Consider the following 18047-nt stretch of genomic DNA (forward strand, 5'->3'; position numbering starts at 1 on the left):
AAATGTTATTGTTTTTATGGGTTTAGAATACCAAGCTTCTGATTAAAATTGTGTTAAAAACAAATACAATTCCGTAAAGATTTAATAAAAAACATGGTTGCCGATGACAATGCCACTGATGTCCCCGGTGTTGCGCCGGAAGCTTAAGCAGCCGCCCACATTGGAGCTTCCGCCCACCGCCGCCTGAGCCGCCTGCCGACAGCTGGACGTGGCACTGCCCTGAGAAAGCGCCAGGATAAACCGACCGCTGGCCACCGGGCTGAACTGGCCGCTCTGATAAATCACGCCCATGATACTGTTGGGATAGCTGCTGCTCCGTACGCGGTTCATGACCACCGCGCCCACCGCCAGCTGTCCATCATACCCCTCCGAACCGGCCTCACAGTAAATGATCGCCGCCAGCATGTCCAGGTCACTGGCCTGCACATTGCTTGCCGCCCCGTTGTTGGTCGTCCCGGTGCTGGTGGTGGTCTGTACATTGCTGTTTTTGCTGGCTGCCGCTGCGGCTTTCTTCTTCTCTGCCTCGTCCTCTTCCTTCTTGGCCTTGGCAATGAGGGAATCCAGCGCATTCTGCTGGCTCTCCAGCTTTCCTTCATACTGATCCACCAGCTTCTGCGCCTGGGCGATCTCATTCGTGTATTCGTTGATCTTCGTTCCGGTGGACTGCACCAGATCGTTTACCTCCTGCTGCTTTTCCGTCACCTGGGCCTGCAGCGTCTCCAGCTCTTCCTTCTCCTGCTGGAGTCGGGCCTCGGTGGCCTCGATCTGCTCCTTGGTTTCCCGGAATTCCGTCAGCATCCGCCGGTCATAGGCCACCAGCTCCGACGCATAATCCGCCTGGTTTAAAAAGTCATTGATGCTTCCCGCCTGTAAAAACAGGGTCAGGTAGTCCATATTTCCATTCTCATACATGAACTGGATACGTTTTTTCATATCCGCATACTGCTGCTCTTCTTTTGCCTTCGCCTCCTCCAGATCCTGCTCCGTGATATTCAGTTCTTCCTGTTTATCTGTAAGCTGGGTCTCCAGATCATCCAACTCCGCACTCAGCTGGGCAAACTGGTTGTTCAGCTCCAGCAGATAATTCTCCAGCTTTGTTTTCGCCGCTTCCAGCTTCTTCTTCTCCGATTCCGCATCGTCCAGCTTGTCCTGCGTCTCCTGCTGCTGCTTTTTCAGGCTGTCGATCTGCTGCTGGGTCTTGGTGCTGGTGGCCTCTCCCACCATGCCTGTCTGCAAAAACAGCGCCACTGCCAGCACACACGCGGTCACAATTTTTCCCGTATCTCTCATAAATCCATCCTTTGTTGTCACTTTGGGGTCAACAGGTATATTCTCTATCATACTATATTTCCCCGTTTCCCGCCAGACTGATTTTTATAAGGACAGACAAGTTACCGTTCACACATATCATTCGAAAAATCGTATTTTCATGCTCTCCGCTGCTTTGCAGATCATAAAAGTTCCGTGAAGTTGTAAATATAGCGATCGGCCAGCTTGCGGAGCGCCGGTTCGTCCTCCACCGTGTACCGGTCAGAAATAGCAACCACCGTGCAGCCTGCCTGTACCGCCGTCTCCACCGCGTGCAGGGAATCCTCGAAAATGGTCAGATCTTCCACGGGCACACCGATCTTGGATGCCACCAGCGCCCAGTAACCGTCCTGACTCTTGCCGCAGCCCAGCTCTGAGCTGGTAAACAGCTGCTCCACCATGGGCCACATGCCCACCCGTGCCAGCGCATGTTCAATTGGATCCCGCTCGGAAGCCGTTGCCACAAAGATCCTTGTTCCCTGGTCGTAAAGCTTCTTCATGTACGCTCTGGCATCCTGCTTGTCCTCGGCCTGATAATAATAGAAATCCTTCACCGTATCCTCGATCTCCCGGGTGATCTCCTCCGCCGTTTCCGGCATGTGGTACGTCTCCTTCATATAGGCGGCCGTCAGCGGCACAGTCATCACCTTTACCTTCTCCGCCAGCTCCGGGTCAGGCTCATAGCCCTTTTTTCGCAGATAAATATCTCCAATATTGATCCACACCCCCATGGAATCCAGCAGTGTTCCATCCACATCAAAAATTGCACAGCTTATTTTTTTATCCATTGTATCCTGATCCTCCATTTTGCGCAAAAAATCCCTCCCCGGAAAATCCCGGAGAGGGGAAGTTTTATTTTACTTCATCATACTGTAGTTGCCTTGTTTCGTCAAACACATTTCCTGCAAGGCACCCCACATTTATTGTCAGGATACCCTAAATCATTCTCCTGCCTGCCACTCCACCGTCGTATCCTGCGCGCCCATGAGCCCGTTTTCCATGGCATAAAAGGTAATCAGCTGCTCCTTATCCGACGGATCATAAAGCTGCCGCTCCATATAGGAATTGCCGTCGCCGTCTGTCTTCTCGATCTCCACCAGAAGATAGGCCGCACCGCTTTCTGTCCGGAGCGTCTCCGGCAAGGTGCCGGGGTCGTAGGTCTCCCGGGAAAGCGCCTCGTTATTTTTATCCATCTGCACAACAGTGATGCTCACCGGCCGGTTCATCCATGCATAGGTAAGAGAAACGCTGCCGGAAGATTCCGGATCCCCCAGTCCCATCTGAAAGCTGCCGCCCTCCGCAGCGCCGCCTTCATTGGCAAATCCGTTGCCTGCCTGCACATACAGTTCTCCGTCCGCTGTCTCATACACCGGATTCGCATAGTAGGTGCCGCTGGCATCGTTGGAAGAAACCACGTAAATCGTCCCGCTGATGCTGATCTTGGTGCCATCGTCGGTCTCTGTCACGTTTAATCGAACGTCCTGCACCGCCGGATCACAGAGACTAAACCAGCAGTCGCCGCCATCCACCAGCGGCCAGCAGGAGCTCATCATTTTTACACCGGGAATATCTTGGAAAGAAACTTCCCAGTCGCCTGGATCGTCGCTGTCCTTCTTGTCAATGATGGCATATTTCCGCTCCCGCTCTTCCAAGGGGCGGTCATCCCCCCTCCTCAGCCGCCGGAAACACCAGATACGTATCAGTAATGAAAGCCCCCACCAGCCGGTCATCCCCGCTGGTTTTTACCGTGCTTTCTGCACTTGTCCCACCGGCTCCCGCTGTCTGGCCACAGCCGCCAGCCAGCAGGGCGGTACAAAGGCCCACCCCAAAGGCAGCCTGTATCCACTTCCTTCGTTTTTCCATCGTCTGTCTCCGTGAATTATTTCATTGCATTCTTAATTGCCGCCAGAAGATCCTCATATTTCTCATAAGCGGGCAGTTCCGGGTGATCTGCCTTGATCTTATCCGTGCTTCGGAACAGGAACCCTGCCTTGCTGGCCTGGATCATGCCCAGATCGTTGTAGGAATCGCCGCTGGCAATGGTCTCAAAGCCGATGGACTGCAGCGCTTTCACCGTGCTCAGTTTGGACTGCTCTGTCCGCATCTTGAAACCGGTGATCTCTCCATTCTCTGCCACCTCCAGGCTGTTGCAGAACAGTGTCGGCCAGCCCAGCTTCTTCATCAGCGGGGTGGCAAACTGGGTAAAGGTATCGCTGATCAAGATCACCTGGGTAAAAGAACGAAGCTCATCCAGAAATTCCTTTGCACCCGGCAGCGGATCGATCTTCTCGATGGTTGCCTGAATCTCCTTCAATCCCAGGCCATGCTCCTTCAGGATACCCAGCCGCCAGTTCATCAGCTTATTGTAATCCGGCTCATCGCGGGTCGTCCGTTTCAACTCCGGGATACCGCTTGCCTCTGCAAAAGCAATCCAGATCTCAGGTACCAGTACGCCTTCCACATCAAGACAGGTAATATACATATGTCATTCCTCCATCGCACAGTTTTTTGATGCACCCATCTTATCACAGAAGGGCCGTCTCTGTCCAGACACTCCCTTCGTCGATTTCGTGTGCATACAGCCACTCATCCGCCACCAGCAGTGTTTTCTGCTCTCCTGCGGGATTTTCCAGCGTCACCAGCACCTGCAAAGGCTCACCGGCAGGGCGCTCCTCACATCCATAGTCCGCTTCCTGGATCCGTCTGACCTTCCATTCCATAGGATTCCACCTGTCCTTCCTCGTTCCTTCATCCGGCTCGTTGTATTTTCCATTTCATCACATGCACATCCCCATTTTCCGACAAACGCACAGGCTGCGCCCAGCCGCTTCTGCGATCCGGGCGCGGGGTTTTCTCCATGCAATTCTACGGATTTTCACTCCTGCTATGCGTCTGACCGGGCGTAGCAGTTTTTCATCTGATTGCTCAGTTCAAACAGCACCTGATCCAGCGTGGTGGCTGCATCCTTTTTCAGCAGCTGTGCCATTTCCTCATTGGCCTGCTGCCGCAGCCGGGTCTGTGCCTTGGGATCGCTCTCCTTCGCCAGAAGATCGTCGTAGCGGTTGATGATGGCATGCCCCTCGGACATGACCTTCTCCTGATAGCGCTCCAGATGGAAAATGGAACCCTTATAGGACGCGTCGGCCATGGCCGCGATGAGGCGGCTCACCCAGTAAAAATTATCCGTGGAAACGTCCGCCGCCGTGTTGGATACATAGGCAGGTGTCTCCTCCACATCGGTGTAAAACGGCACCAGCACGTTGAACGCATTGGAAGCAAAAGCGATCCACTCCACCGGATTTTCGGAACGCATCTGGATCACCGACAGGAAATCGTTCCGGTTGATGCCGATGGAACGGTAAGCGCCACGCATAGAATCGTCTCCGTAAGCGGCATACGGGTCATAGGGTGTTCCCTGAAAATGGGCAGAAAGAGCATACTTTACGTCCTCTATCGTGATCTTTTTCTCCGGCACCATACACCAGGGCAGATCATCGGACTCCGGCGTATAATCTGCCAGCGGACCATCCCATTTTTTCGTGCGGGGGTTAAAATACCGCAGCAGGAACCAGGCCCGGGGCGTGTTGTATACATGATCCGCATCATCGTGGCTGCCAAACGCCGCTCTGGCGTTAAACTTTCCATCCACAGACAGATCCAGGTGGTACTTTTTAATAAATTCCCCCAGGTCGGCGGAGCACATGTGTTCCTTCTGCGCCGTCAGCGCATCCTCCAGATCAAAATCCACAATGCCCTGCTGGTTAGGCATCACCACATAGTGATCGTCCGGTACCCGCTTTGCCATCCAGTGATGACCGCCGATGGTTTCCAGCCACCAGATCTCGTCCTTATCCTGAAATGCGATGCCGTTCATCTCGTAAGTGCCATACTGTTCCAGCAGGCTGCCCAGACGCGCCACACCCTCTCTGGCGGTGTGGATATACGGAAGCACCAGATAAACGATGTCCTCCTCGCCGATGCCGCCGGGCACCTCTTCCCTGCCATCCGCGGCAGGCTGATACTCCACCAGCGGATCTGCCCCCAGCACCCGGGGATTGGAGGTGATCGTCTCCGTCGCCGTCATGCCCACATGGGCTGCGTTCACGCCGCTGGCCGCCCACACGCCCTTTCCTTCCAGCACATTGGGCATGGAGGTATAGCGCATGGGATCCTCCGGCAGATCGATCTCCACATGAGAAATCACAGATTTATATTTTCGCGGCTGCTCCTCCGGGTGCACCACCACGAATTTCTTTGGGGTAAAATGACCGGCGCCGGAGTCATCATTGCGGGCAATGATGGTGGAGCCGTCATAAGATGCTTTTTTGCCGACCAGTATTGTTGTACAGGGCATTTTGTTCTCCTCCTATTTTTTTCATTTATCTGTTCTGTATTGTACCACATCTGTTCACCACAATATAGCCTATATAACCGGCCACAATTCCAACCAAAATTCCACCCAGTATATCCGTCGGATAATGTACATATAAATACAGTCTGGAAAATGCGATCAGACACGCAAGGATCAACGCCATTTTCCACAGTTTCTTTTCTCCTGAAAAATATAATGCCGCCACTGCTGTAAAGGATGCTGCTGTATGACCTGAGGGAAAAGAAAAATCATCCGGTCTTGCAATGAGCAGCTGAACCTGTGTATTTATATCGCATGGACGTATTCTGGCAAACAAATTTTTTAATATCCCATTGCATAATATAAGATCTGCACATAACGCTGCCAGCAATACAACACCGCTTTTCCTCGTCTTTGGAATTGTCAGCAGTATGACCGTCAACAAAATCCAGATCATCCCCGCATCGCCCAGCATGGTGACAAAACACATCGCTGCATCGCCCACAGAAGTCCGTATATTTTGCAGGTAATCCAACATCTTAAATTCCATTCCCATATTTCCACATTCTTTCCTTTCCCCACTTTCTTCTTTCATCAGCTGCATTCCCACTGCCAAAGCAAACATCCGCATGCACATGCGTATTCACAGGGTCAGCCCCCATACGCCATAGCCACTGCGATCAGCAGAGACGGCAGCAGATTTGCCACCTTGATGGTTTTAGGCCACACCAGATTGATTCCCACACAAAAAATCAGGATATTACCCACCAGTGAGAGATTGTTCAGAACTGCACCCGTCATAAAGCCGGAGAGCACCACGGCAAGGGCAGTCATGGTGCCTTGCAGCACCGCCACCGGAATAAATGAGAACACACAGCCCTTTCCCATAGACGATGCCATAATGAGAACGATGATAAAATCCAGAATTGCCTTTGCCACCAGTGTGGAATGATCGCCGTAAATGCCATCCTGAACGGAACCGATGACAGCCATGGCTCCGATACTTACCGTCAGGGAGGCCGCCACAAAACCGCGGACAAATTGATTGTCACCATCGCTGCGGGTCTTATGCTTGAGCCACTCGCCGAAACGCTCAAACTGCGCATCCAGATCAATGAGTTCTCCCAGCAGTGCCCCCAGTGCCAGTGACAGAATCATCACCATAGATCCTCTGGTGCTCAAAGTCCCATCCGACCCGATGGACAGCATTTTGGAGAGCGTTCCTGCCGCTCCCAGAAACATCACAGAAAAACCTGTGGCTTTAATGATGGTATCCTGATAACGTTCCTTCAGAAAGCGTTTGAACAGGATGCCCAGCACGCCGCCCACCAGAATGGCCAGCGCATTGATGATCGTTCCCAAACCTCGCATTTTTATTTTCCTCTCTATGATCGTTGTTCCCCTGACCCGCATCTATCTTCCTGATAATTTCTTCAGTCTTAGCAGCTGAAAGCTTTTCCCGAAAAAAAGTAATGTATCAAATGAAAATATCCTGTAGTCTGGCAATCGATGCCAGCAGTTCCATATCCGTCGTTCGTCCTGTGAAAATTTGAGCTATTTCGATAAATGATGTCATCACAAATACTGCTGTCTTTCGGTATGCTACTTCACCTTATAAGAACACTTCGTTTTTGTTTCTGACGCTCTTTAAGGCGCCAAGCATCTGTTCCGTTTCCTGCTGTAATGGAAGCGGACGAATTCTCGCCTGTTCCGTACAGACATGAGTACAGGCCATACAAAGAATACATTTCTCTGCATCCGTAATCACTGCTCCATCTGAAACTGAAATAGCGTTTGTCGGACAGACCGTTACGCATTTTCCACACATCGTACAGGATGGTATAGAAATTGGTGTAACCGGCATATTCATCTCTGGTTTGTATGGACGATTGCCTGGAACATGAACATTCTCTGTAGCAGTGCTATTCTTGACAGATTCTGCAAATTTATGGATTTCTTTCTCATCTTCTCCATCTGGTCTTCCCGCTCCTACTTCAGGTGCCATGGAATGCTGCGCTACAAATGCACCTGAAGCAATTACTGTAAATCCACATTTCATCAAAATGTCATTCATTTCCAACAGAGCATCTTCATATGCCCGATTTCCATAGACCGCTATCGTTACTGCCTTTTTTCCGGTTCCTGAGAGTTTTTCTATTTTCTCACGTACAACCGAAGGAATACGGCCTCCAAAAACAGGAGCTGCAACAACAATCATTTTGCCTTCCGGCTTCTCCATCATAGGTTCCTTACTTCCCAGATCATGCCAAATTACTTCTTTTTCCATCGCATCCGCAAAAATACTACTCACTTTTTTCGTCCCTCCTGTGGGACTGAAATAGTATACCTCCATTTTATCTGACATTTTTTACCTCCTACAAAACAATTAGAATTTCTATTTCTGCTGCCATGCCATTACATAATCTTTTTCCCCGGTAGCTTCATCCAGGCCGCTATACTGAATCTCAAATCCTTCTCTCTGATAAAAAGATATGGCCGGTATATTTTTTTGATATACATTTAAAAGCAGTTTGCTCCTTGTATCCTTTACATAATTCAGCAGAATTTTGCCAATGCCCTGCGACTGCATTGCCTCAGAAACAAAAATGCCTTCTATATATTCACCATTCATTCCGATAAAGCCCTGTATCTCATAATTATCTTCATAGACATAGACGGTTGCCTGCAACAGCAGTTCTTTCACAAGCTCCAAATTTCTTTTCCAATATTGAGCAGAGATAAAATAATGGGCCTTTATATTGGTATCCAACCATATATCTGCAACTATATTGATATCTGCTTTTCGTAATTCTCTGATCATAGCGAGAGACTCTCCTTCTACTTCTGATCTAATCAATTCTCCTTCACATCTATTCCACCGCCTGCACCCCCCCCCAAATGGTTGAGTTGCCAGATTGGTTGTCAGCCCTTTTCGTTTTCCAAAAATCGTCCCAATATGCCTGACATCTAATCCACCGTCTCAAATCGTGACATCTAATCCGAGGTTACAACCTGACACACATTTTGCAGTAGATATGTTTCCACATAAAATAACCGCGCCTTTTCAGAAGTCAGGCTTCTAATCCCAACTCCCGAAAAAGCCCGGAATCTATGTTTTTTAATTTGTCTTACGCCACGCTGAATGCGCTACAGAAGCAAAGCTACCGTCTCGACATGCGTTGAGACGTCTGAACTGCTCTCTTTTTTTACCTCATCGGTTTGTGGAAACATGTCCAGTGCCTCATCGGTTTGCAGGAACTTATCAATAGTTACCGCCTCTGCTTTGCATCAACAAACTGGAATTTTCAAATTAGTCTTTGCAAATAACCTTTGAACCTTCACCATCAATTACAATTCCCTGGCGGTTGTTAATTGGGGATAGATTCAAATCCGAAAATTCAGTCATTATTTTCTCGGTAACTTTCTTAAATGGTGCTGTAAGATAATGCGGAAGAACATAGAAATCAATCAAATCAAGCCCTGCATCATCTTCTTGTGAGTAGTCCTCCGGCTTTTCATCCATTTGTTCAATATATTGGATAGTTGGAGCGCATATAATCGCACCTGCCGATTCACCGATCATCAGTTTTCCCTTTTCCAATTCCTTCTTCAATAGCTCATCCGTTCCCGTTTTACGGAGCTGGTCCATAAGGAAGAAAGAATTTCCACCAGTAAAATATATCACATCCGCATCTTCAAAAACAGACTGTATCGTTAAATAAGCCTCCGTTGAAATATCAATTTCAGTTACGGCTGCTCCCAGTTTATTGAATAGCTTTCGAGCCGAGCCGACATAACCGGTATAGCCTTCACGCAGCGAAGCTGTGGGAATAAATGCGACTTTCTTGTTATCAATTTCTTCTTTTATCAAACTTCCTACACTTGAAAAGTGCGAACATAAAAACAGTTTCATCCATATCCTCCTTAATAAATTCCGATTGAGATTTCACCTGTTTTAAGAGATTTAATAACTGTTATATTTTGTTATTAAATTCTCCGCAAACCCTTGAAAACACTGGATTTGTCGCAGGTGAGCTTTCCCTTATTTTTTCCCTTGTGTTATATCGTCCCATCAGTGTTTATGAACTCTGATAAGGGCACAAGATGTCCGGTGGACCTCTGCTCTGTGCCGCCCGGTTCACAACGTCCAGTGGACGTTGGCTCTGAACCGACCGTAGTGGAACGAAGAGCGGCAGCGGAGACAAAAAAATTATATAAAACAGTATAACATAAAATAAAAGTGACATGGTGGACTAATTGAAATGCTTCTTAATTTTTGCTACTAATGATTGATTAAATGATAAGGAGATGGGATACGATGAGAACAATATTTGCAGAATACAATCCACAACGAAACAGCATTTACATTTATACAAATGTTGGCTATATGCTTCGAGACTGTGCATTGACTTCACTTGCAGTCGATGAACCACTTGAATATGCGAGATTATATCTTGAGGGCAATTTACAGATGTGGGTAGATGCAGAAGATTCATTAGAGTTATAAAATGCAAGCAGCCTGTATGCTTCATTACACACAGGCTGCTTAATCAAATTTATTATAATTGATGAAAAATCGGTTGCATTTTGTCAAAAGTACAAAACTTTTTGAAGCCAAGTGCTTTTAATTCCTGTTATGATACTGAGGATATCCCAGCAATACTTGCTATCCCTGATACCTTATTCTTTCTACCAGCGTTTCCTTTTTCAGATTACTGCTTAAAACACAGGAAAGCACAATTTGTAGAATACCAACCAAAAGAATCATAACAAGAATCGGGATAAGAGGAACGTGATAAACGTTCATTCCAAAAATCCCATTATGCTTCGCATAGGAAAACAGTGCATAGCCAAGGGGCAGACCGGCAGCAAGTGCGACGCAGATGGTGCCAACCGTAAAAATCAAGCCCTGTATTTGTAAGCTCAGATTCAACTGCTTATTGGTCATGCCTACTAAATATCATCAGATCACTTTAAAAGATACCTTTTCAGACTGCCAGGACATATTCCTGGAAGATACCCCTTTCTTTTTCCAGCTTCTCAATAACACTCTTGACATTTCCGAGTTCATCCCTGCTGATTTTTACCATGCCTTTCACCTGACTCTGGGGCGGAAACGGACTTATCCCCTGGAGGGATTCCGCGCCGCCCTTCAGAAACAATTATCTATGTGTCTATTACCAATACAAGATTCATTATCTTATAAGAATAGGTACTCTATCCTTCTACAGAACTATTATCAAAAGTAATAATTCCATCCTGCGAGATATTTAATACGGTTTTATCTTTTATTGCATTAAATTCTTCTTCCTTCAATGTAAAGATTGGTACTCCCCGTTGATACAATTCATATCCCATAATTGACCCTAATGATATGATTGGTTCTGCCTCTATACTGATCAATGCGGCAGGCGCTGTCTGCTGCCGAATCATTTCAAGCATAATTCCTGAACCCGAACATGAGCCACGCCCAGCTGGAATTAACAGAACTTTTCCTGTCATGCATTGCCCATTTAAATCATGGTGCACATCTATCACCTCTCCTGTATGTGGATCAACGCCACCCCAAAAACTAAGAGGAACTTTAGAACAAAGTGCAGGCGCACAAACACTCCCTGCAACGACAATAGTTGCCTTTAATTCTGTCATAACTCTACTCTCCCTTCTGTTGCAGCACTAATACATTGTATAAGGCTGCCAAAAACAATCGCTGCTCCAGTTGTTCCCGGTGCATAATGTGCCATTTTACCAGAATTTGTTACAATTGTTTTGAATCCCTGGTTTTTCATTGGGAAATTATTAATACAGCTATCCTGCATAATAAAAATCCCCAAATCTTCCAATTCTTTTAAGAGTCCACTTCGCTGTGCCAAATCTTTTTCTGCCTGACCAGTCTGAAGCCAGAATTGTGTTCCTCCTTTAACTTTCCTGCCATTCATTAGATGAAGAATCTGCTGCATTTCTGAATAGGAAGCATGTGGACAACCTACTACAACAAGATCTACATGTTCATTAACCGCATTAGTTAATTCCCGTTTTGTTGCTGCAATATCCTCCGGACGAATAACTTTTGTAATTTCCGGGTTTTTTCCTTGAAGAGCTTCCTCAAGAGAAGATGCCTCTGGCGTAATTCCTACTGCATGGAATAGACCGACTGAACCACCTGCGGCAGATGCTGCTGACAAAGCTTTTAAATTATCGTGTGTAGTATGCTTGGGCAGCCCTTCGATTACAGGTATTTTAGTACCGCATGTTTTTCCAACCAAATAACCAAGCAATGCATAATCTGAACTATCCGTGAAGTCATTTCCTGAAAATCCTTCCAGCCTATACAGATACTGAGCTGCGCGATTTTCCGTTAAGTGCAATCCAAATTCAGGGACATATCCTACAATTGCACAACAAAGATCTACCAAATCAGGATACCGATTGGTGCGGGCGCCAACTACTGAGTTAATGTAATTGACTGCATTTGATTCCGACCATGCAATATTCTCACCAAAATGTGGTGTATTGGCGCATTGGTATGGCGCACACGACCAAGTTGGTATGCATCCTAACTTCACATATGCCTCTTCAATTCTTCGGCTTTTATCCGAAAAATCTGCTGGTGTTTTCAATAGCTGCCACGCTTTTGTATCACGTGCAGTAATGTTCGTAGTGGATGGCACTTCCACTTTTGTGCCAATTTTCACCAAGTATTCGACAAAATCCAAGCCTGCATCCCAGATTGTTGTGTAACAACATCCGTCCATATGTGCACTATGCACTGGAAGTAAACGCTTTGCTCCATAAAGCTCACCCATACGGGCTACTATTCGCATCGCAATTTTCTTTCCTTCCCCTTCTTTGCCTTCCAGCATTTCTTGCTGCCTTGTTGTTAATTCCATATTATTCCTCCGAACTTATACATTTTCCGTAGCGCTTACGGGTATTTCTTCTGATTTTGTACTTCTTTTTTCTTTCGCATTTTTAGCCAAAGCAATAAATACCAGAACAATAAGCAGGATTCCTATCGCGCCTCTAATAGGCATGAGGACATTGAGCATATTTGAAAAAGGAAGCACACCACCTAAACAAATTCCAATCAAAATCAATACTATCTGAAAAATCCTGCTGTTTCTTGATGTCACATTTTCTTTAAAAACCATTTCATCTACTGCAAATAAATACCCCGATATAGTTGTAAATATCCCAAGGAAACAGAGAATTGCATATGTCCATGCCAATGCTGGTACTAATTTTGTTACTGCTGCTAAAGTCGGAAACGGATTCATCTCATACGTATTCGGATCCATAATACAATCAAAATTAAACATAAGCACAATCAAGGATACACAAACGCAGAACATATAGCCTAAATTTCCAGAAAACGCACATACTACAGCTTCCTTCTTCGACTTACACCTCTGTGCCAGCATAAGCAAAAACGGGAATGATGTAAAATTGAACTCTGCCCCATAAACCACGCCGTTTATAAATGCATTATTATGTTCTGCTAATCCAGGTATCCAGCTAAACGGCGGAAGCGCAAACAAATTTATCTGCATAATCTCACCAGCTGCAACTGCTTCTTTTGCACCATATATATTATCAAGATCCGGCGTTGTTGTAGCAAGAGCTATAACTCCAAATACCACCAGATAAATTATGATAAAAACTCCAATAGACCCTAAAACCTTTTCAAGCGATTTCAATCCACCAAGAAGAGAAACGAATGTAACAATTCCCACAAGCACTGATCCTACCCAATTTGGCAGACCATATTGCTGATTAATAAGGCTTCCTGCTCCGGCAAACATCGTTAAAAAATTTAATAATAGCATAATACCCGTAAATATTTGTACGAATTTGCCAAATCCTTTTCCCCCCCACAACCCTGTAGCCTTCTTCACTTCCTCTCAGCTGCAGCTCATAACTTAAAAGATAAATTCCTATTCCACCCAAGGCAAGCACTATTGCAGCGCCTAGTACAGCCCAACCGACATCCTCCCCCATGATCCAAAAATCTGAATACATTCATTTCCCGAAGCAAAGCCAGCACCGACACCATAGGATATTACCGCACCAGTAATCGTAACGACTGTCGCAAAGCTGACACTGTTTTTTCTTGCACCCATTTTCTTTTCTTCCTCCTTTGAATTAAATATTTTTTGTCATCTTCTCACCTTTTTCATGAATTCATTGAATTTTTTAATCGCGATTCTTTGTTTTTTATATAATATCACCAAACCAGCGGAAAGCCGATTAAAATACTTGCCTCTGACACTACATTTACAGTCAAATGACCACCCGTCAAACGGGCGGTTTGCTCTGAGGCTATAAGCCTCTGTTACCGGACAGCGCCTAAAGACGCTGGCTTTCACTTTATTCAAGCCGTATTCCCTTTGACTCGCCGCTGTCCTTGAAAGGGTCTTCGTATTCTTTCACACTAAGTTTATCCATTGCAATATCATGTTATTTGCGTGTTTATCGAATATCATTAATGAACTTTTTCCTTTGAGGTATCCCATAAACTGTGATGCACTGAGTTTGGGCGGTATGCTTACCAGCATATGATTAGCGCCTATTAGGAAAACACACTGTCAAAGGGGTTTGTAGCGGGGGTTAGCCCGCTACTGCGGTATCTTCCGTAGTGTTGATTTCAATGTACTCGGCAATCTTGCGGAGCTCGTCAGCAAATTTGAATTTCACGCTGATATTGCCGTTTTCATAGACCTTGATATAGTCCACAAGTTCAACCAAGATTTCACGGTTGAGGGCTTCAATGTTCTGATACTTCATAAAGGCTACCAGTGCAGGATGCTCGTTGTCCACACCGTTTGCCAGTTCTGCGCGTTCAGCGTTCAGCCGGGTAAGCACCGCGGAAATATCAGAAGTCTGCCGTTCATAGTCAGCCTTCATATCCCGGTATTCCTGCTGGGTGATTTCACCGTCTTTCCAGTCCTGATAAAGAGATTGCTTGTAGCGTGTTATCTTTGTCAGTTCCCGCTCTTTTGCAGCTATCAGATCGTCCAGTCGGTAAGACTGGCTTTTTTTGATTGGAGCGGAATTGATCTGCGTGACGATTTCCGAGTAGGAAACAGCCAAATGTACCTGATGCTGTACAGCGAACAAAACAGCAGCCTCCAGCCGTTCATGCTTGATTGAGTGCATGGTGCAGGCTGTCCGGGAACGGTTCTTGTAGGTTGAGCAAGAATAATATACATTGTTGTTCTTGCCAACGCATCGGGTAATGGCCCGCCCGCAATCGGCACATTTCAGAAAGCCGCTGAATAAATGTACCTCACGGCCTTTCGGGGAAGTACGGGTATCACGCTGTAAGAGAGCCTGTACCTTATCGAAAGTTTCATAGTCGATAATGGCCTCATGCGTTCCAGCGACTTCTACCCATTCCTCACGGGGAACAGCTTCAATCTGGTGTACCTTGTAGCTTTTCACCCGGCTTCGGCCTTGGGCTAAATCCCCGGTGTAGGTCGGATTGGTAAGAATGGAGTGGATCATGCGGACTCCCCACATAGGATCGTCATACCCTCTTGTCGAAACAGGCAGGCCCTTTTGTACCTTGTAAGCCGAGGGGCTCGGTACGCCGTGTTCGTTCAGGTACAGCGCGATAGCACGTTTTGATGACCCTTGAATAAGCATTGTGAAAATGAGTTTGACATTTTCAGCAGCATCGGGATCAACAATCAGCCTGTGCTTGTCCTTTGGGTGCTTTACATAGCCGTAAGGAGCAAATGCTCCGATATACTGGCCGTTGCGCCGCTTGTAGTCAAATACCTGCCGGATCTTTTTGGAAGTCTGATAGCAGTAATTATCGTTCATCACGTTTGTAATGGGAACGATGATATTTGAAACGCTGTCGGGGTTCTTGTAGCTGTCCACATTCTCAGCAAGGCTGATAAAGCGAACACCCATTTGAACAAACAGGTTATCGATCAAACTTCCGGCATCGCTATAATTTCGTGCGAAGCGGGACAGGTCTTTTACTATAACGCAGTTGATTTTACCACTCATGACATCCGCCAAGAGCCGTTGAAAATCTTCACGGTTGGCGTCCGTTCCAGTATGACCATCATCCACATATTCCGTGATGCTTTCAAACTCGTCAATGTTTCGTCGGTAAAAATCGTTCAGTAGGTCACGCTGGTTCTTTACGCTGTTGCTATCGTCTTTTCCTTTTTTCAAATCTTCCTTTGAAAGTCGGATATAGATGCCCAGCCGCCAGCGGCGGATTGTGTAAGAGGGAGAGAAACTCTGCTGATACCCTCTGTTTTTTGCTCGTGCCATTGTTCCTCCTTCCCTATCACATTACACTTATATTATAACTCTGTCCGGGGAGGACAACAAGGATGCCTCCGCTTCGGGACACTTTGTCTCGAAGAAGCAAAACGAGCTGTAACCGAAGTTACAGCCCGCTTCTTTGCCGCAGCAGGAAATCCGTCAGCTTATCTTGGAGAGATGGCCCGCTTTCAGCAAATTCAATTTTCACGCCAACACCACCGATGCAAAAGCAGTATGGATTTTTGACAGTCTGCAAAAATCGAGAGATGCGCTCCTTTCGGGAAAGCGCATTGTCAAAGGTCATACCGCTCACATCAGGCAGGGACTCGGCAGCCACCGCGCCAATGTCAACGCTTCTCATTTGTTCAAGTTCCTGTGTAGTTAATTTCACGGTAAACCTCCTTCGCAGATTGATAGAACGCCCCCCGCTGTTTGGTGGGGAAACGCAACAGGCCAGCACCACCGGGATGCTGGCCTGTTGCCTTACTCCACCTTGGGACACTTTGTCTCGAGGTTTATTATAGTTTTTGAATATTAGAGAGCGCCGTACATATTTACTTGGCCTGTCCAAAGACAATCGTTATTTTCTGTGCGGCGCTCTCAACGCAAGTAAAGCGACAAGCCCGGAGGAACAGGCAGCCAACCTGTTCAGCGCCGGATCATGGGCTTGGGATGACCGGGCCCATTTACAGTGTTGGTGTTGTTCGTTCAATCTCTTTTAGGAGATGTCACTGCGCACCCACTGTCTGGCTCCCTGTACTTACTCAGGGCTGCCGTTATTCCCTTGCGTTAGGAAGAAAACCTCCTCTCATAAACCGAGACATTTTTTCATCAATTCCAAGTGGGTTAAGATGAAAAAATCAAAAAGTTTTTTTCATGCGTTCAAGGCCACGCTTGATCGACTGGCGAATAGACTCCTCATGTACGCCCTCGGCCTCGGCAATTTCCTTAATCGACTTGCCAAGAATGATATGTGCGTCAATTCTGCGGCCCTGAATCTCCGGCAGAGAATTGAGAGCGTTCCACAGACGAAGAAAGGTTTCCATTCGTTCAAGGAGCTCCTGCGGGGTCGGCTCATGCAGGCAAGCGGAATACTCAATCCCGTCATCGCAGTCCAGAGAATACTGCGCCTTGTGCCGGGAGAGCCGCCGCTGATAGGCCATCTCATAGCGGGCATCGGCCTTGAATACCTCGGCCACCTCGTCAGAAACTTCGATAAGCTGATCCTGCGTGTACCAATAATAAATATCTTTCAAATTGATAGTAGTCATCGTAAAATCCTCCATTTCAGTTTGTTCGGGGTTGGTCGGAAACGAAATGGAGTAACGGCGGAGAACGGCACCGCACCTCGGGACACTTTGTCTCGAAGTCTGGAAAGCAAAATGCGCCTGCGCGACACAAGGCCGCACAAGCGCACGAAAATATATTTTCGGTTATGTACTGTTTAATTTCACGTTCAAAGCCCGACTGCTCCAATGGAGGGGCTACGCTTTTTTTAGCTGGTGCAGATCATGGATGCTGCGAAAAAGAGAAAAGGACACGGCAAAATAACCTCCCATCGGCTACCGTGTCCCTGCAAGTCGTCATTGGTTTGTGTAAACGCAAAGAAACGGCGGCTCTGATTTCTCAAAACCGCCGTTAGGGTAATAACTTAAAATAGGCGCGCAAAATCACCTGCCCCAACCAACGGTTTTTTTTCTTTCCCCGTAGTCGGGGCAGGTTCATACGCTATCTAATTATTCTTTCGTGACTAATTCTTTCAGCCGTTCATAGGTTTCTGCGCTAATATCATGTTCAATCCGGCAGGCATCAGCCTCCGCCGTTTCAGGATCAACGCCTATAGATATAAGTTGCTTCGTTAAAAAACAATGGCGCTCGTAGATTTTTTTTCAGCCACCTCCTGGCCAAGATCGGTCAGGTGTAGATAATGGTTTTCGTCTGTTGTCAAAAAGCCGCCCTCTCGTAAAGTTCCTACTGCGTAACAAACGCTGGGTTTTGAAACCTCCATGTACCGAGCAACATCCACGGAACGCACCATACCGAGCTTCTTTTGAAGTATAAGCACGGCCTCCAAATAATCCTCTCCGGCAGTATGAAGTTTCAT

The 18047-nt window shown here is 46.9% G+C and carries 19 protein-coding genes and 3 pseudogenes; 1 reads left to right on the top strand and 21 read right to left on the bottom strand.

The window, feature by feature from the left end; genetic code table 11:
* Positions 1–81: 81 nt before the first annotated feature.
* The 12 genes from RJD28_16860 to RJD28_16915 all read right to left on the bottom strand — a co-directional run bounded on the left by RJD28_16860 (position 82) and on the right by RJD28_16915 (position 9572).
* Positions 82–1341: a cell wall hydrolase gene (locus tag RJD28_16860; protein WNV57831.1), complete on the bottom strand. Its 1260-nt coding sequence runs from the start codon at positions 1339–1341 to the stop codon at positions 82–84.
* A 110-nt stretch (positions 1342–1451) separates the two neighbouring features.
* Positions 1452–2096, bottom strand: a complete 645-nt coding sequence (locus RJD28_16865) for an HAD family phosphatase (GenBank protein ID WNV57832.1) — start codon at positions 2094–2096, stop codon at positions 1452–1454.
* 153 nt (positions 2097–2249) lie between these two features.
* The gene (locus RJD28_16870; protein WNV57833.1) at positions 2250–2960 is read right to left on the bottom strand and encodes a hypothetical protein; all 711 of its coding nucleotides are present in this window, start codon (positions 2958–2960) and stop codon (positions 2250–2252) included.
* A gap of 7 nt (positions 2961–2967) precedes the next feature.
* Complete coding sequence (locus tag RJD28_16875; protein WNV57834.1) at positions 2968–3171, bottom strand: hypothetical protein; 204 nt, start codon at positions 3169–3171, stop codon at positions 2968–2970.
* 16 nt (positions 3172–3187) lie between these two features.
* On the bottom strand, positions 3188–3790 hold the full coding sequence (gene thrH, locus RJD28_16880) for a bifunctional phosphoserine phosphatase/homoserine phosphotransferase ThrH (GenBank protein ID WNV57835.1): 603 nt from the start codon (positions 3788–3790) through the stop codon (positions 3188–3190).
* A gap of 43 nt (positions 3791–3833) precedes the next feature.
* Positions 3834–4028 carry a hypothetical protein gene (locus RJD28_16885; protein ID WNV57836.1) on the bottom strand — a complete coding sequence of 65 codons (195 nt, stop codon included), beginning with the start codon at positions 4026–4028 and terminating at the stop codon, positions 3834–3836.
* Positions 4029–4192: 164 nt separating this feature from the next.
* Positions 4193–5662, bottom strand: coding sequence for a C69 family dipeptidase (locus RJD28_16890; protein WNV57837.1), 1470 nt, complete (start codon positions 5660–5662; stop codon positions 4193–4195).
* Positions 5663–5687: 25 nt separating this feature from the next.
* On the bottom strand, positions 5688–6215 hold the full coding sequence (locus RJD28_16895) for a phosphatase PAP2 family protein (GenBank protein ID WNV59666.1): 528 nt from the start codon (positions 6213–6215) through the stop codon (positions 5688–5690).
* A 95-nt stretch (positions 6216–6310) separates the two neighbouring features.
* On the bottom strand, positions 6311–7030 hold the full coding sequence (locus RJD28_16900) for a DUF554 domain-containing protein (protein WNV57838.1): 720 nt from the start codon (positions 7028–7030) through the stop codon (positions 6311–6313).
* Between the two features lie 241 nt (positions 7031–7271).
* On the bottom strand, positions 7272–8024 hold the full coding sequence (locus RJD28_16905) for an EFR1 family ferrodoxin (protein WNV57839.1): 753 nt from the start codon (positions 8022–8024) through the stop codon (positions 7272–7274).
* A gap of 30 nt (positions 8025–8054) precedes the next feature.
* The gene (locus RJD28_16910) at positions 8055–8480 is read right to left on the bottom strand and encodes a GNAT family N-acetyltransferase (GenBank protein WNV57840.1); all 426 of its coding nucleotides are present in this window, start codon (positions 8478–8480) and stop codon (positions 8055–8057) included.
* Positions 8481–8969: 489 nt separating this feature from the next.
* Positions 8970–9572, bottom strand: a complete 603-nt coding sequence (locus tag RJD28_16915) for a Type 1 glutamine amidotransferase-like domain-containing protein (protein WNV57841.1) — start codon at positions 9570–9572, stop codon at positions 8970–8972.
* A gap of 405 nt (positions 9573–9977) precedes the next feature.
* On the opposite strand from RJD28_16915, the gene RJD28_16920 reads away from it, so the two are divergent.
* Positions 9978–10166 (top strand): toxin-antitoxin system protein, encoded by a 189-nt coding sequence (locus tag RJD28_16920; GenBank protein WNV57842.1) that lies wholly within the window; start codon positions 9978–9980, stop codon positions 10164–10166.
* Between the two features lie 159 nt (positions 10167–10325).
* Here RJD28_16920 and RJD28_16925 read toward each other — a convergent pair.
* The 9 genes and pseudogenes from RJD28_16925 to RJD28_16965 all read right to left on the bottom strand — a co-directional run bounded on the left by RJD28_16925 (position 10326) and on the right by RJD28_16965 (position 18047).
* A pseudogene (locus tag RJD28_16925) lies at positions 10326–10613 on the bottom strand (ABC transporter permease).
* A gap of 263 nt (positions 10614–10876) precedes the next feature.
* Entirely contained in the window at positions 10877–11308 is a 432-nt protein-coding gene (locus tag RJD28_16930) for a DUF126 domain-containing protein (protein ID WNV57843.1), read from the bottom strand.
* Complete coding sequence (locus RJD28_16935; GenBank protein WNV57844.1) at positions 11305–12549, bottom strand: aconitase X catalytic domain-containing protein; 1245 nt, start codon at positions 12547–12549, stop codon at positions 11305–11307. Before RJD28_16935 ends, RJD28_16930 begins: the two co-directional genes overlap by 4 nt.
* Before the next feature lie 15 nt (positions 12550–12564).
* Positions 12565–13536: a hypothetical protein gene (locus RJD28_16940; protein ID WNV57845.1), complete on the bottom strand. Its 972-nt coding sequence runs from the start codon at positions 13534–13536 to the stop codon at positions 12565–12567.
* 490 nt (positions 13537–14026) lie between these two features.
* Positions 14027–14217, bottom strand: a pseudogene (locus RJD28_16945) (hypothetical protein).
* Between the two features lie 49 nt (positions 14218–14266).
* The gene (locus RJD28_16950) at positions 14267–15949 is read right to left on the bottom strand and encodes a recombinase family protein (protein WNV57846.1); all 1683 of its coding nucleotides are present in this window, start codon (positions 15947–15949) and stop codon (positions 14267–14269) included.
* Between the two features lie 118 nt (positions 15950–16067).
* The gene (locus RJD28_16955; GenBank protein ID WNV57847.1) at positions 16068–16334 is read right to left on the bottom strand and encodes a hypothetical protein; all 267 of its coding nucleotides are present in this window, start codon (positions 16332–16334) and stop codon (positions 16068–16070) included.
* A 469-nt stretch (positions 16335–16803) separates the two neighbouring features.
* Positions 16804–17214, bottom strand: coding sequence for a sigma-70 family RNA polymerase sigma factor (locus RJD28_16960; protein ID WNV57848.1), 411 nt, complete (start codon positions 17212–17214; stop codon positions 16804–16806).
* Positions 17215–17679: 465 nt separating this feature from the next.
* Positions 17680–18047 (bottom strand): annotated as a pseudogene (locus RJD28_16965) (metal-dependent transcriptional regulator).

It is taken from the genome of Oscillospiraceae bacterium NTUH-002-81 (assembly GCA_032620915.1).
Classification (GTDB): Bacteria; Bacillota; Clostridia; order Lachnospirales; family Lachnospiraceae; genus JAGTTR01.